Raw genomic sequence first — 13,877 nt, forward strand, 5'->3', positions numbered from 1 at the left:
GTGTGAGCCGAAGCAATGAGACCGACAGTGATCTTCTGACGGGCTTATTGCGTGAGGCCATCACCATGCGACAAAGCGGTGTTGGAAGCACATTCTATTTTTTAAGTGCCGACGATATAGTGATAAGTATAGCAAAGACACTTTAGGCATCCCCTATTAAGGCGCCTACGCTCAGTTCATATAGGTATTCATTTGGCTAAAATATAGCGACAACAAATAAACGTCACGCCGGAGTAAAAACTCCATGCGCGACGTTTATCAGTTAATATGACATGAGTTTTATCTGAGAACTCACTTACCCCTTTTACTTCGGTGTTAGTTGATACACATCTTTTAATGAATGAAACCCATCGGAAATCACCGTATTATCTAGATTGTATTCATTTACAGCGATTGGCGTTAGCAACACAGAAGGAACTTCAATTTTCCCATTATTAACTTTCTGTTCAGCAGACACATTCTCCCCCTTTGCCATCGCAACCGCTAATTTCGCCATTTCTTGTGTGAGCATCTTGATTGGCTTATAGACTGTCATCGTTTGTGTTCCAGTAACAATTCGCTGTACTCCTGCCAAATCCGCATCCTGTCCCGCAACTGGCACTTGACCTGCAAGCCCTGCAGCAGCGAGTGCTTGAATGGCGCCACCTGCTGTTGCATCATTTGCAGCTATCACCGCATCGATCTGCTTGTTCGTTGTCCGAAGAGCTTCTTCCATATTGGCTTGCGCATTCACTGGAGTCCAATCCTCCGTCCACTGATCGTAGATAATCTTAATATCACCTCGTTCAATATATGGACGCAGTACAGTGAACACACCTTTTTTCAATAAATGTGCATTGTTATCGGTAATTGCACCACCAATAATGACGTAATTCCCCTTCGGTACGAGAGCAGTGATGGCTTTCGCCTGCATTTCACCCACTTGTTCATTATCAAAAGACACATACAAATCGAGATCCGCATTTTTGACGAGTCTGTCATAGGCAATTACTTGGATACCTGCAAGATGCGCCTTGTGCACAATCGCAGCTGTTGCCTCAGCATTATGTGGGACGATTACCAAGAGGTCAATTCCGCTTTGAATGAGCGCCTCCGCCTGTGAAATCTGAAGCGCATCATCTCCATTGGCGGCAACAATTTCAATTTCTGCTCCTAGTGCTTCGACCGCTTCCTTAAACAAATCACGGTCTCTCAACCATCGTTCTTCAAGTAATGTATCCATCGAAAACCCAATACGGATTGGGCTGTCGATTTTACTATGAGGTATCATTTCTTCGGACTTAACGGGTTCCAATGTCTGCTTTGGCGTAGCTATACAAGCAACTAGCAGCAAAGTCATCCCCAAAAACCATACGACTATAGCCTGTCGTTTCATCCACTTCACCCCTATCAGACTTCGACTTTTTTACTCAATAACGTTTTTCGGTACTCTTTCGGGGACACCCCACACATTTTCTTGAACACCTTGCTGAAATAATTCGGCTCATGATAACCGATCTCAAACGTAATTTCTTTTAGGCTTAGCTCTGGATCATTCAAAAGCTTCTTCGCTTTCTCAATTCGGCACTCCGTCAGAAAATCGATATAGTTAATGCCCAACTTCTCCTTGAACATCTTACTAATATAAATCGGGCTTAAATCAACCTTTTTCGCGAGAATATTCAGTGAAATATCTTTATGTGAATGCTCACTGATAAATTGTTTAATTTGATGTATCTTATCAGCCTCCACTCGTTCGTAATGCGCCTCGTAGATAGCATTCATTCTCTCGAGTAGCAGGAGCGTCTCCGTCCGTAATTGACGGTAGTCCTGTGCTTGAAACGAAAAAAACGGTGCATTCGCTTCCATTCCCATTTCATCCATCACTCGGTTCGCAATCCACAGCAACTCAAGCATTCGCTGTTGCGTGTAGATTAGTGAATTCCCCTCATTCTCATGCTGTTGGATTAAATCCAATATGCCAGAACGAATGGATACCCAGTCCCCTAAACGAATTTGGTCAAAAAAGTCTTTCTGCTGCCGCTTGATAACCTGATTATCTGTCTCTAAACTAAGAGCTGGAGCGTCTGCATAAAATCGACTCTTGACCGCTAGCGTTGTATCCATGGTCGCGATAAGCGCTTCTTGGTATGACTGACGAATCTCTTCTAATGGCTCGCAAACTTGGCCAATCCCTATAAACCAGCCTAAGCTCATTTGCTCTTTGGCTAACGATAAAATTGCTTTGGCTAATGTGGTTGCTTGCGAACGAAAGGACTTCTCTTGATCTCGAAACACAATGATAGGGAGTTGCCGTCCATATAACGCACCTACCCATGCATTTCCGGCTTGACGCACCTTTTCCTTGATCCGCACATAATAGTGTTCTGCTCCCTCTGGCAACAACACGACTACAACAAATTTTTCATGAGTAGAGCGAATATCTAGCATCTCAACGAGCATATCAATATGGACTTCATGGACATGGTCAAATAATAGCTGTGTCACGATATCTGTTTCCACTAATGTCAATGCCTTTTGCCACTTTTCATGCTGCACTTGGTTTGTAGCCTCTGCAATACGCTCCAGCCTGCATTCCTCTAATACTTTCCCCACCGTTGCAACAATCTCACTTGCTCTACTAGGTTTCAGTAAGTAATCCTTTACGCCGAGCTTGAGCGCTTGTCTCGCATAATCAAACATATCAAAAGCAGTCACCATAACATATTTGATAGCAGGATGCTCATCTTGAATCTTCTCTATGGCTTCAAGCCCTGTCATACCAGGCATCTTAATATCCATTAAGACCAAATCTGGTTGAATGGTATTTGCTAATTCTATAGCTACTTCCCCATTTCTCGCTTGATAAATGGTAAGTTCAGGGAACGCCTTTTGTAAGATTGCCTGCATCCCTTCTCGCTCAATCGGTTCATCATCAACGATAAGAAGCTTCATCATTTCCCTCTTCCCTTGCCATTGGAATTTGTATGACCACCTTTGTCCCACGACCTTCTCTACTATCAATCGTGACCGAATCTTCTATACCATAAAATAAATGCAATCTCTTCACCACATTTTGAAAGCCTATTCCTGTAGAATGTCCTTCGATTGGTACGATATGCCCCTTCAGCAGCTGCTCCATTTTCTCTCGGGACATCCCTTGTCCACTATCCTCGATTTCAATGATGACCCATGGACCATCCCTCTTGATCCTGAACCAAATGGTGCCTCCATCCTGCTCTGGCTCAATAGCATGGATTACCGCATTTTCAATAATGGGCTGAAGGGTAAGTCCCGGAATTTTCACATCTAAGCAAGATTTGTCGATGTCAGACTTAAATTGTAAACGGTCCGTAAAACGTGCCTTTTGGATTTCCATATACTGATTCAAAACAACCACTTCTTCAAACAACGTCACAGAGCGGTCAATCCGCTTCAAATTATAGCGTAACAAGCCTGCTACACTAACTATAAGGTCGCTCGTCTCCTCCGCACCATCTAAATACGCCTTTTTCGACAATGTGTTCAACGTGTTGAATAAAAAATGTGGATTTATCTGGTTCTGCAAGCTTCTAAATTGACTCTCCTTCAACAACAACTTACTTTGCTGAAGCTCATGCTCGAGCTGAGCCTTTTGTTGGATTTCTACTATTAAATCATTAATATTTATCCGCATCTCATCAAATGTCTGTGCTAAAAAGGCAATCTCATCATTGGATTCCACTTCAATCTGTTGATTAAAACGACCTTGAGACAATGCGTTAGCAGCTTTCGTAAGCTGATGAATCGGCCGCGTGATACTAAGTGAAAACCAGTAAGTAGCCAAAAGTAACACGACAGTAATCAAAAGCAATAGCCAGATTCCTAGCTTTTTCAACTCCTCAGACTGCTTGATAATACCTCGATAAAACCGGTTAGAGGTCTTCAACTCTCGGTCTAAAATCGTCAAGGTCATTTCAGATATGTACATAGAAATGCGATTTGCTTCATTAAATTCATTGGTCGACCCTTCTATTTCGTGCTTCTCTGAAAACATAACGGAGCGATTCACCGTCTCGATTAGGCTATCGATTAAATGAATATAATTAGTTACTGAAAATGCATTTTCCACGTTTCGCAGCTCTGTTACATCCTGTTGCACCGCTTCAATAACGACTATGCTTTTCTCTACCCGTTGCTTATGATTAGCTGTTGGCTCGAGCAAAAAGTTATTTAAATTGGTAATTATGTGTTGGCTAGCAGTTGTCACTTCATTCATCCGCAAATAGCGCTGTAAAATATCATTGGATTGTTCCTGGGTCTTCTGATTATAGTGTGTAAGCGCCAGCCAAATAATCCCCATGATCAGCAACACAACGGAAACGAGTATCCATATTTTTTTTTGAATCGTCATCATGGTTCTTCACCTTCCGCCTCAACCATGCGTGTTTCGGTGAGATAACCATTTGAATCAAGCGGGACGGTCTCTTCTGAAATCCACTGCATCAACCGCTTCACGCTTTCACTGCCCATCTCTTCTGGCTTTTGCTCCAAAATCCCATCGAGCTTGCCTTGCTCTAAAAGGGCAGTTGACCCAACCCCATCATCGAAGGTATAAATATAATACGGTTCTACTTGAGTGCGTCTTCCGATTTCTTGAATCATCGGCCCTGCATAATTTGCATTGATGGCTATAAATGCAGAAGCTTGCGGCATTTCATTCATCAACTGTTGTGTCGTCGCCATTACTTGTTCCTTTGCATCTCCCGTCCCTCTAATAATCATTTCAATGTCTGGGTACCTACTTAATACATCCTCAATACCAGCTAGACGTTCTTTTTGATAATACGCTTGCTCTTGATCACCAAGAATAATCACTTGTCCTGTCGTGCCCATTTCTTTTATCAATTGACGAGCAACCATTTCTCCTGCCCCAAACTGATCCGAACCAACATATGTTTTTCGCAAGCTCTCTTCCACCGGCACATCATTCGCGACGGTAATGACAGGAATCCCATAAAAAGCTGCCTTAACCTTTGTCAGTTCTTTAAATTCTTCGTTATCTAGACCTTGTACGATAATTCCATCCACCTTCGAATGAATCGCAACCTCCATTGTCTTCAAAAAATCATCTTGGTTGTTTCCATAGCTTCCCCACACTTCAAGCTGAACATTTTCTACGTGTGCCTGCTTCAATGCCCCTTGTCCGACCTTATTCCAAAATGGAGTATCAAGCTCTTGCGTAATGAGTACGAGTCGAATAGAGTCCGAGACAAAGGGAAGGTTAGCAGGGCTTTCACTAGTTGAACGTAGCGCCTTAGTTGCGGACGCAATAGTTAAATAGCTAAAAATCATAATGAGTACGATAAGTATAAACACAAATTTTTTCCTCATATTCCTTACCCTTCCCTAAAGCTTGTTTGTTTCTTTCATTTTATCACCTGTCAAGGAATTAACAATGACTTACAAAACGACATTAGACATCCTACAAATAGGATGTCTAATTATCCCGCTATTCTCTTTTAAGCTCTTTGCTTACGTGTCATGACGTCAAAGATTACTGCTCCAGCTAAAACACCACCCCGAATCATGTATTGATAGGAAATTCCTACACCAAGTAAGTTCATCCCACTCGATAATGAGGCCATCACGATGGCTCCGATAATAGCACCCGTTACTTTACCGACACCACCAGCAGAAGAAACCCCACCTACATATGCCGCTGCAATCGCATCAAGCTCAAAGAGAGTTCCAGCTGTGGTCGTTGCCGACTGTAGTCGAGATGTAAATAGAATTCCAGATAACGCCGCGAGCATCCCCATGGAACCGAAGACGATATATGTAATCTTTTGTACATTGATACCACTTAAATGCGCGGCCTCCGGATTACTACCTACTGCATAAATGTGACGACCGAGTACTGTTTTAGTCGTTAAGAAGTGATAAATTAGGACAACAATTATTATAATGATAACCGTCCAAGAAAACCCGTTATAACCTGCTAAAATCCAAGTAATATAAGCAATAATCGCTGATATTAAAACAAGTTTTATGCTAAAGATCCCTTTAGACATTACATCAAAGCCATACGTCAGCTTATTGCGACGATTGGAGATTTCATTGTAAATATAAAATAGAACTCCGACAAATCCTACTAATAACGTCAGTAGATGCAAGCCATTAATTTGCATAATCGATGGAATAAATCCATTCCCGATTGCGTTGAATTGTTCATCCCTAACAATAATCGTTCCCGTTTTTTCTGTGACCTGAAGGAGCGCACCGCGGAAAATCAACATCCCTGCTAGCGTAGCAACAAATGATGGAATTCCAATTTTAGCAACCAATACCCCATTAAATAATCCAATGATGGCACCTAATAGTAAAATTACCGGAATAGTGATCCATACTGAAATGCCCATTTGCGTCAAGAAAATAGCTGTAATTGCACCTAAAAATCCTGCTAAAAAGCCAACCGATAAGTCAATATGGCGAATAACGATGACAAGAGTCATCCCTACTGCCAGAACCGCAATATAACCAGCTGAATCCAATAAGTTACTTATGTTTCGTGAAGACATAAACAAACCGTTCGTCATAATCGTAAATGTTAACAAAATAACGATTAACGCAATATACATCCCGTAATCTCGAATATTGGCTTTGACGAGCGCTTTAGTTTCTTTATAAAATTCCATCGTTATCCCCCCTATTGCGTCGCAAGTTCCATGATCGTTTCTTGTGTCGCTTCCTTCCTGGCCAATTCTCCTTTGATGGCGCCATTCGCCATAACATAGATGCGGTCACTCATTCCTAGTACCTCACCAAGCTCTGAGGAAATCATAATAATACTCATACCTTCGTCAATCAACTGATTCATAATCGTATAAATTTCAAATTTCGCCCCAACATCAATTCCTCTGGTTGGTTCATCTAAAATCAAAATCTTAGGTCCAGTAAACAACCATTTTCCGAGCGATACTTTTTGCTGATTTCCGCCACTTAATTTGCCAACTATTTGCTCTAGTGAACTCGCTTTAATATACAACGAGTCTTTGTACACTTTACCAACCTTCACTTCTTCATTTAAATTGAGAATCCCCTTCTTCGAAATCCCTTTCAGATGTGCGGCCGAGACATTGCTCTTAATATCCTGTAATAAAAATAAGCCGTCTCCTTTTCGATCCTCCGTCACATACGCAATACCGGCCTTAATCGCATCACTTGTATGCTTCAGCACTTTTGGTTCCCCTTGAATTTCCAGATTCCCTTGCAGTTTATAGTTTTTCGGATTCCCAAAAATGCTAAGGGCAAGTTCTGTACGACCGGACCCCATCAGACCGGCGATCCCAATAATTTCGCCTTTTTTAACGTGAAGATCGATGTTTTTCACAACATTTCTTCCTAGTTGCGTGTCATATGCCGACCAATTAGTCAATTTAAGGACCGTATCTCCGATTTTTTTATCTGGATGTTTCGGATAAATGTCCTCAATTTCACGTCCCACCATGTTTTTGATGATGACATTTTCCGCTACTTCCCCTTCACTTGCATCTAGCGTACAAATCGTCTTTCCGTCCCGTAAGACCGTTACTTTATCAGCTATCTCGATAACTTCTTTCAGTTTATGTGAGATCATAATGCAGCTAATTCCTTGGCTTTTTAGTTCCTTTAGAAGTTTTAATAGATTTTCACTGTCATCTTCATTTAACGCTGCTGTCGGCTCGTCTAAAATTAGCAAATTGACATCTTTACTTAATGCTTTGGCAATTTCAACGAGCTGTTGTTTTCCTACACTTAATTCCCTGATCAGTGTTTCCGGTGTCACTTTCAACTTTACTTTTTTCAGTATTTGCGTAGCTTGAACAATTGTTTGATTCCAATCAACGAAAGGACCCTTCTTCACTTCGTTGCCCGCAAATATATTTTCATAGACGGCTAAATCCGGAAAAAGTGCCAACTCTTGATAAATGATGCCAATACCAGCCTTCACACTATCGCTAATCTCTTTGAACTGTTGAACTTGATCTTCAAAAACGATATCTCCATCGTATGTGCCATATGGATAGACTCCACTCAATACCTTCATCAGCGTCGATTTTCCTGCACCATTCTCACCGACCAAACAATGAATCTCTCCTTTTCTCACCTTGAAATTCACGTTCGATAGGGCCTTGACTCCCGGAAACTCTTTAGATATGTCATTCATTTCTAAAATATAGTCACTCATTCCATTGCCTCCCTAACCCAAACAAAATAGAAATGGAGAAGTAGTGATAGATTACGCTATCACTACTTTTCCTTTTCCAATGTGACACTTTTACTTTAAGCCTGTGAATTCACTTGCCTCGTAGTATTCCGAATCAATTAGCTCGGATTTAACGTTGTCTTTATTCACCACGATGACGTTCGTTTGTTTCGCTTTAACCTCAATTGATCCATTATCATAAGAACCTGTTGTTTCTGGTGTATTGCCATCTAAGATTTCAACTGCCATTCCCATCGCATCTTTTACTAATGCACGAACGTCTTTAAACACCGTCATCGATTGTTTTTCGTCGATGATGTATTGGATAGATGCTTTCTCTGCATCTTGTCCTGTCACAAAGTAGTTTGAAATTGCACTGTCAGAGGCAAATACGTCTGCAATTGACCGAGCTGTTCCATCATTCGGAGCTAGAACTGCAACATCACCCTTTAGGTCGTCGCCCGCAGCTGTTAAATGTGTTTGCGCTTTGTTTTTCGCTTCGTTAGCATCCCAGTTCGTTGTAATTTGACCAATAATTTTTCCTAATTGGTCGCGCGAAAGATCCGATGAATCTTTTAATGCCTCTGCCTCACTTGAGTTGGCAACTTTAAAGGTACCATCTGCAATTTTCGGTTGAAGCACTTTCCAAGCTCCTTCGAAGAATAAGAATGCGTTGTTATCTGAAGCTGCCCCTGCATATAGGTAAAGCGGAACGTCAGACCCCTGTGCATTGTCTACTAAATACTGTGCTTGTGCAGCACCTACTGCTAAACTATCGAATGTTACATAATAATCCACTGCATCTGTATCTGTAATTAAACGGTCATATGCAATAACAGTTACGCCCTCTTTTTTAGCCGCTTCGACCGCAGATGCAGCAGCTGCACCATCATGAGGAGTAATAATTAATACCTTGATGCCTTTATTTAATAATGCCTCTACGTTTTCTTTCTCTTTCGCTGAAGACCCTTGACTAAATAGAATTTCCGTCGAATAATCTGAATCTGCTAATGCATCTTTAAAACGTTGCTCATCCTGTACCCATCGAGGTTCATCCTTCGTCGGCAACACTATTCCTACATCAACCGAACTACCTCCATCATTGTTACATCCAGCAGCTACGAGTACGAACACCAACAAAATCCCTAAAAATGTTAACCCCTTGAATTTCTTAATCATTTTTTTACCCCTCTCTTTTTGAATAAAAACGATTTACTACTTAATCATAAACTCTGAAAATTCAATATGAAAGCGCTAACAATAGCAATTTATTAACATTTACTATACTTTTTCAGCTTTCCGAGAAGAGTGGTGATTTTCGGCAAGGAAAAGGAATCGATTCGGTTGCGCAGATTGTTGTTAGCTTGCGACAAGTACTAGTTTTTCGGTAGAAGTGGAAGAGCCATAAAAAATAGCCAAACAAAAATCTCCCACCAATTCGCAAATTGATGAGAGATTTTTGTTCGTTGCATTTTCTTTTTCGAATTAAATTAAGGTATCTGTATCAGAAACAAAGGCACCTTGATTCAAGTCAATCAAAACATCTTAGTCGTCCAATTTTCGCCATTCCAAACATCTGTTACAAACCCTTCATAAAAATCAGGTTCATGCGAAATTAGCAGCACACTGCCTTTGTATTCCTTTAAGGCACGTTTCAATTCCTCTTTCGAGTCTCTATCAAGGTGATTTGTCGGTTCATCAAGGACGAGCAAATTCGTTTCACTGTTGATTAATTTACAAAGACGTACTTTCGCCTTTTCTCCACCACTTAGCACTTTCACCTTACTCTCAATATGTTTGGTCGTTAATCCACATCGTGCAAGGGCCGCACGTACTTCGTATTGTGTAAATTGCGGGAAAGCTTCCCATACTTCTTCAAGACAAGTATTGTTGTTTTCCGACTTGGCTTCCTGTTCGAAGTACCCGATTTCCAGATGGTCACCACGAGTAACAGAACCGGCAAGTGCAGGAATTTCTCCGAGAAGACTTTTTAAAAGAGTCGTCTTTCCAATACCATTTGCACCTGACAAAGCGATTTTCTGCCCGCGTTCCATCGTTAGATCCAAGGCCTCTGACAACGGTTCTTCATAGCCAATCACGAGTTCCTTTGTTTCGAACAGATATTTCCCAGGCGTCCGTGCCTGTTTAAATGAGAATTGCGGCTTCGGTTTTTCGGCATCTAATTCGATGACATCCATCTTGTCTAGTTTCTTCTGTCTGGACATGGCCATTTTACTCGTTGCCGCATTCGCTTTGTTGCGTGCTACGAAGTCTTTAAGGTTTGAAATTTCCTTCTGTTGCTTCTTGTAGGCGGCCTCCACCTGTTGTTTCTTCATCTCATGCACGCGCAAAAACTCATCATAATCTCCAGTATATCGACCGATCTGCTGATTTTCCATATGGTAGATAAGCTGAATAACGCTATTCATGAACGGGAGATCATGGGATATCAAAATGAACGCATTCGCATAGTTCTGCAAATAATTACGTAGCCAGTCAATATGCTCAATATCCAAATAGTTAGTCGGCTCATCAAGGAGGAGAATGTCGGGTTTTTCCAGTAATAACTTACCAAGCAACACCTTTGTCCGCTGACCACCGCTCAGATCATGAACGTCCCGATCCAGACCAAATTCAGTCAATCCCAGTCCATTCGCTACTTCATCAACTTTGGAATCGACGATATAAAAATCATTGTTCGTCAGTTCTTCCTGCATCTGACCCGTCTCCTCAAGAAGGACCTCCAGTTCATCTGCATCGACCTCAGCCATCTTGGCAAAGAGCGCGTTCATTTCCGTCTCCTGGTCATAAAGATATTGGAAGGCGGTCCGCAGCACATCGCGAATACTCATGCCTTGTTTCAACGCAACATGCTGATCCAAATACCCGACCCGCACCCTCTTCGCCCAACTTACCGTCCCCGCGTCTGGCTCTAGCTTGCGGGTAATGATGTTCATGAACGTTGACTTTCCTTCGCCATTGGCACCGATTAACCCGATATGCTCACCTTGCAATAAACGAAAAGAGACGTCTTCGAAAATCGCGCGATCCCCGAAGCCATGGCTTAAATTTGCTACAGTCAATAAACTCATATGTATACACCTGTTCCTTCACTAATAATAATTTCTTCTAATAACGCTGTCCGCAGCCGGTACCAGCATTGAAGTTTCTACTATATTATATAGGGATTTCATTGATGAGGAAAGGCACGATTTTACACTCCCCTTATTCTACATCTTTCATGAAGACAGGAATTCGTCTTTTTCCAAAGTCTGATATAACAAAAAAAAGGTTAAACTACTTTTATGTGCTATTATTAAGTTAAATTCAATTGCCTTTTTCTTCGTTAGAAATGATAAAGCTGTTGTGTAATTGCGGGAATTTTACAGGAGGTTTTTTAGATGAATAATAATGATATATTAATTAGATTAAGATATGCTCTAGATATAAAAGACACGATTATGGTAGAGATATTTAAATTTGGCGGCGTTGAAGTAACGAAAGAAGAAGTGTCAATGTTGCTCATAAAATCAGATGATAATTACCATAATGAAGCTGAAAATGAAGGGGCTCTAAAATGTAGTAATAGTATGTTAGATTCATTTTTAAATGGCTTTATTATTTTTAAAAGAGGGCAACAAGATCCAAAACCGGGACAAGCCGAAAAACCTGCACTGTCTATAAAGAATTTTGAAAGTGTTAATAATATCCTTCTAAAAAAAGTGAAAATAGCACTGGAATTGACAAGTGACGATATGCTTGAAATATTAGAAGAAGCGGGAATCACTATAACAAAAGGTGAATTAGGCGCTGTATTAAGAAAAGAAGGACACAAGAATTATAAAGAGTGCCTCGATAGATACGCTAGAAATTTCTTAAAAGGATTAGCCATAAGATATAGGGTATAAGCGACCGTCCGCATAGAAAACTGCACCCCCGATTATTAGTTGTGGCTAATAATTGGGGGTGCAGTTCATAAACCGGATTTTGTTTAAGTTGGATTGGATTGCACTTCAACTGGACCAACTATTAATGAACTTACAAACCCTTTTCTAACAGCACTGGCTACACAGCTTATTGATGTTTTACTTACGAATAGAATAGAATTGACATTAAAAATAACACCACTCAGATTTGCATGGTGTTATTTTTTATATTTGGATAGCTACAAGAAAACGGTCCATTTTCATGATTTATTCTTGACTTGTGCATATGCTTCTAACGCACGGATTCTGGCAAGAGAATGATCAATGATAGGGTACGGATACGTCTTTCCAAGTACGATGCCGGATTCATGTAGTAAATTTATGGGTGCTTTCCAGGGTTCATGAATATACTTTGATGGGATTTCAGCAAGTTCAGGAACCCATTTCCGGATGTATAGGCCGTCCGGATCAAACTTTTGACTTTGTAGAATCGGATTGAATATCCGGAAGTACGGCGCAGCATCGATTCCTGAGCCAGCCACCCATTGCCAGCCAATAGCATTGCTAGCCGCATCAAAATCAACAAGTGTTTCTTTAAACCAATAGGATCCGTCGACCCAAGAAATGAGTAAGTGTTTGACTAAGAATGAAGCGACAACCATGCGTACCCGATTGTGGATGGTACCTGTTTCCCATAATTCCCGCATGCCTGCATCGACAAGAGGATAACCCGTCAAGCCTTTTTGCCATTTTGCATATTCTTTATCCGATCCCTGCCACGGAAATGCTTTAAACTTTTCACGCAAAGGTGCATGTAGCATTGTAGGGAAATGAATAAGCTGGTGATAAGCGAACTCACGCCATATTAGTTGCCTCAAAAAGGCATTGATGGATGAATGCATATATTCTTCCGATTCCACTTCATTCATTCCCTTAGCTGAATGCCAAATTGCCCTAACACTAATATCTCCCCAGGCTAAATGGGGAGACAATAATGAAACTGAATTGGCTGAGGGGATATCACGTCCCTCAACGTATCGGCTGAGACCTTCGTCGGTAAATTGTTCCCAACTCGTAATGGCACCCTTTTCACCCGGCTCCCAGTGAGTATGGAACTTTTCTTCCCAGCGATTCGCTGACAACAAACCAAGTTCTTCCACCCGCAGAGATGGAAGAACTTGGTCGCACCGAACAATATCAACTGGTATCGGAAGTGGACGATTGACAGACTCACGCATCGTTCTTTTCCAAAACGCCGTAAATACCTTATAAGGTTCATTCTTTTGATTCAGTAAATCACTAGGTGTAAAGAGTAGATTTGAGGAAAATGAACGAACTTCCATGCCATTAAAAAGTAGGTTTTTAGTAATCGTACTATCCCTTCTTATTATGGAAGGCTCATATCTTTCACCAAAAAAGACTGCGTCTGCTTTTGTTTGTTTACAAAGTAAAGAAAGCTCTTTTAAACTGTTGCCCCGTCTGAAAACGAGGGATAAGCCCATCGATTCAAGCTTTTTTTTCAAGGCTATTAATGAATGATGAAGCCACCATTTTCCCGCTGCGCTCGTTGTGTTTTCGCCCTCTTCTTCTTCTTCTGACCAGATAAAAACTGGAATAATAATTCCTTGCTGGGCTGCTTCCCACAGCACTGGGTTGTCATGCACTCGTAAATCTTTTCTGAACCATACGATTATTTTTTTCAATTACATCTCATCCTTCATATCAGCTACTAGTAGTATGCCCCA

General features: G+C 41.1%; 10 protein-coding genes. 1 reads left to right on the forward strand and 9 read right to left on the reverse strand.

What is annotated here, in order from left to right; all coding sequences use genetic code 11:
- Positions 1 to 304 precede the first annotated feature (304 nt).
- The 8 genes from xylF to I2484_RS07465 form a co-directional block, all read right to left on the reverse strand.
- Positions 305 to 1,375 carry a D-xylose ABC transporter substrate-binding protein gene (xylF, locus tag I2484_RS07430; protein ID WP_207150406.1) on the reverse strand — a complete coding sequence of 357 codons (1,071 nt, stop codon included), beginning with the start codon at positions 1,373 to 1,375 and terminating at the stop codon, positions 305 to 307.
- A gap of 14 nt (positions 1,376 to 1,389) precedes the next feature.
- The gene (locus I2484_RS07435) at positions 1,390 to 2,937 is read right to left on the reverse strand and encodes a response regulator (RefSeq protein ID WP_207150407.1); all 1,548 of its coding nucleotides are present in this window, start codon (positions 2,935 to 2,937) and stop codon (positions 1,390 to 1,392) included.
- Positions 2,915 to 4,375, reverse strand: coding sequence for a sensor histidine kinase (locus tag I2484_RS07440; RefSeq protein WP_207150408.1), 1,461 nt, complete (start codon positions 4,373 to 4,375; stop codon positions 2,915 to 2,917). Before I2484_RS07440 ends, I2484_RS07435 begins: the two co-directional genes overlap by 23 nt.
- The gene (locus tag I2484_RS07445; protein WP_207150409.1) at positions 4,372 to 5,352 is read right to left on the reverse strand and encodes a substrate-binding domain-containing protein; all 981 of its coding nucleotides are present in this window, start codon (positions 5,350 to 5,352) and stop codon (positions 4,372 to 4,374) included. The genes I2484_RS07440 and I2484_RS07445 overlap by 4 nt, the downstream gene beginning before the upstream one ends.
- A gap of 128 nt (positions 5,353 to 5,480) precedes the next feature.
- The gene (locus I2484_RS07450) at positions 5,481 to 6,656 is read right to left on the reverse strand and encodes a sugar ABC transporter permease (protein ID WP_207150410.1); all 1,176 of its coding nucleotides are present in this window, start codon (positions 6,654 to 6,656) and stop codon (positions 5,481 to 5,483) included.
- Between the two features lie 11 nt (positions 6,657 to 6,667).
- Entirely contained in the window at positions 6,668 to 8,188 is a 1,521-nt protein-coding gene (locus tag I2484_RS07455; protein ID WP_207150411.1) for a sugar ABC transporter ATP-binding protein, read from the reverse strand.
- A gap of 90 nt (positions 8,189 to 8,278) precedes the next feature.
- Positions 8,279 to 9,385 carry a sugar ABC transporter substrate-binding protein gene (locus I2484_RS07460; protein WP_207150412.1) on the reverse strand — a complete coding sequence of 369 codons (1,107 nt, stop codon included), beginning with the start codon at positions 9,383 to 9,385 and terminating at the stop codon, positions 8,279 to 8,281.
- Between the two features lie 356 nt (positions 9,386 to 9,741).
- Positions 9,742 to 11,298 carry an ABC-F family ATP-binding cassette domain-containing protein gene (locus tag I2484_RS07465; protein WP_207150413.1) on the reverse strand — a complete coding sequence of 519 codons (1,557 nt, stop codon included), beginning with the start codon at positions 11,296 to 11,298 and terminating at the stop codon, positions 9,742 to 9,744.
- 309 nt (positions 11,299 to 11,607) lie between these two features.
- Here I2484_RS07465 and I2484_RS07470 point away from each other — a divergent pair, with 309 nt between their 5' ends.
- Positions 11,608 to 12,114 carry a YehS family protein gene (locus I2484_RS07470; RefSeq protein ID WP_207150414.1) on the forward strand — a complete coding sequence of 169 codons (507 nt, stop codon included), beginning with the start codon at positions 11,608 to 11,610 and terminating at the stop codon, positions 12,112 to 12,114.
- Positions 12,115 to 12,392: 278 nt separating this feature from the next.
- Here I2484_RS07470 and I2484_RS07475 read toward each other — a convergent pair whose 3' ends face one another.
- The gene (locus I2484_RS07475) at positions 12,393 to 13,835 is read right to left on the reverse strand and encodes a cryptochrome/photolyase family protein (RefSeq protein WP_207150415.1); all 1,443 of its coding nucleotides are present in this window, start codon (positions 13,833 to 13,835) and stop codon (positions 12,393 to 12,395) included.
- Positions 13,836 to 13,877 lie beyond the last annotated feature (42 nt).

Source organism: Sporosarcina sp. E16_8 (assembly GCF_017347095.1).
In the GTDB taxonomy this organism is placed as follows: Bacteria; Bacillota; Bacilli; order Bacillales_A; family Planococcaceae; genus Sporosarcina.

Excerpts from the sequence above, each read along its gene's own strand:
- xylF (WP_207150406.1), bottom strand. The coding sequence starts at position 1,375 with ATGAAACGACAGGCTATAGTCGTATGGTTTTTGGGGATGACTTTGCTG.
- I2484_RS07435 (WP_207150407.1), bottom strand. The coding sequence starts at position 2,937 with ATGATGAAGCTTCTTATCGTTGATGATGAACCGATTGAGCGAGAAGGG.
- I2484_RS07440 (WP_207150408.1), bottom strand. The coding sequence starts at position 4,375 with ATGATGACGATTCAAAAAAAAATATGGATACTCGTTTCCGTTGTGTTG.
- I2484_RS07445 (WP_207150409.1), bottom strand. The coding sequence starts at position 5,352 with ATGAGGAAAAAATTTGTGTTTATACTTATCGTACTCATTATGATTTTT.
- I2484_RS07450 (WP_207150410.1), bottom strand. The coding sequence starts at position 6,656 with ATGGAATTTTATAAAGAAACTAAAGCGCTCGTCAAAGCCAATATTCGA.
- I2484_RS07455 (WP_207150411.1), bottom strand. The coding sequence starts at position 8,188 with ATGAGTGACTATATTTTAGAAATGAATGACATATCTAAAGAGTTTCCG.
- I2484_RS07460 (WP_207150412.1), bottom strand. The coding sequence starts at position 9,385 with ATGATTAAGAAATTCAAGGGGTTAACATTTTTAGGGATTTTGTTGGTG.
- I2484_RS07465 (WP_207150413.1), bottom strand. The coding sequence starts at position 11,298 with ATGAGTTTATTGACTGTAGCAAATTTAAGCCATGGCTTCGGGGATCGC.
- I2484_RS07470 (WP_207150414.1), top strand. The coding sequence starts at position 11,608 with ATGAATAATAATGATATATTAATTAGATTAAGATATGCTCTAGATATA.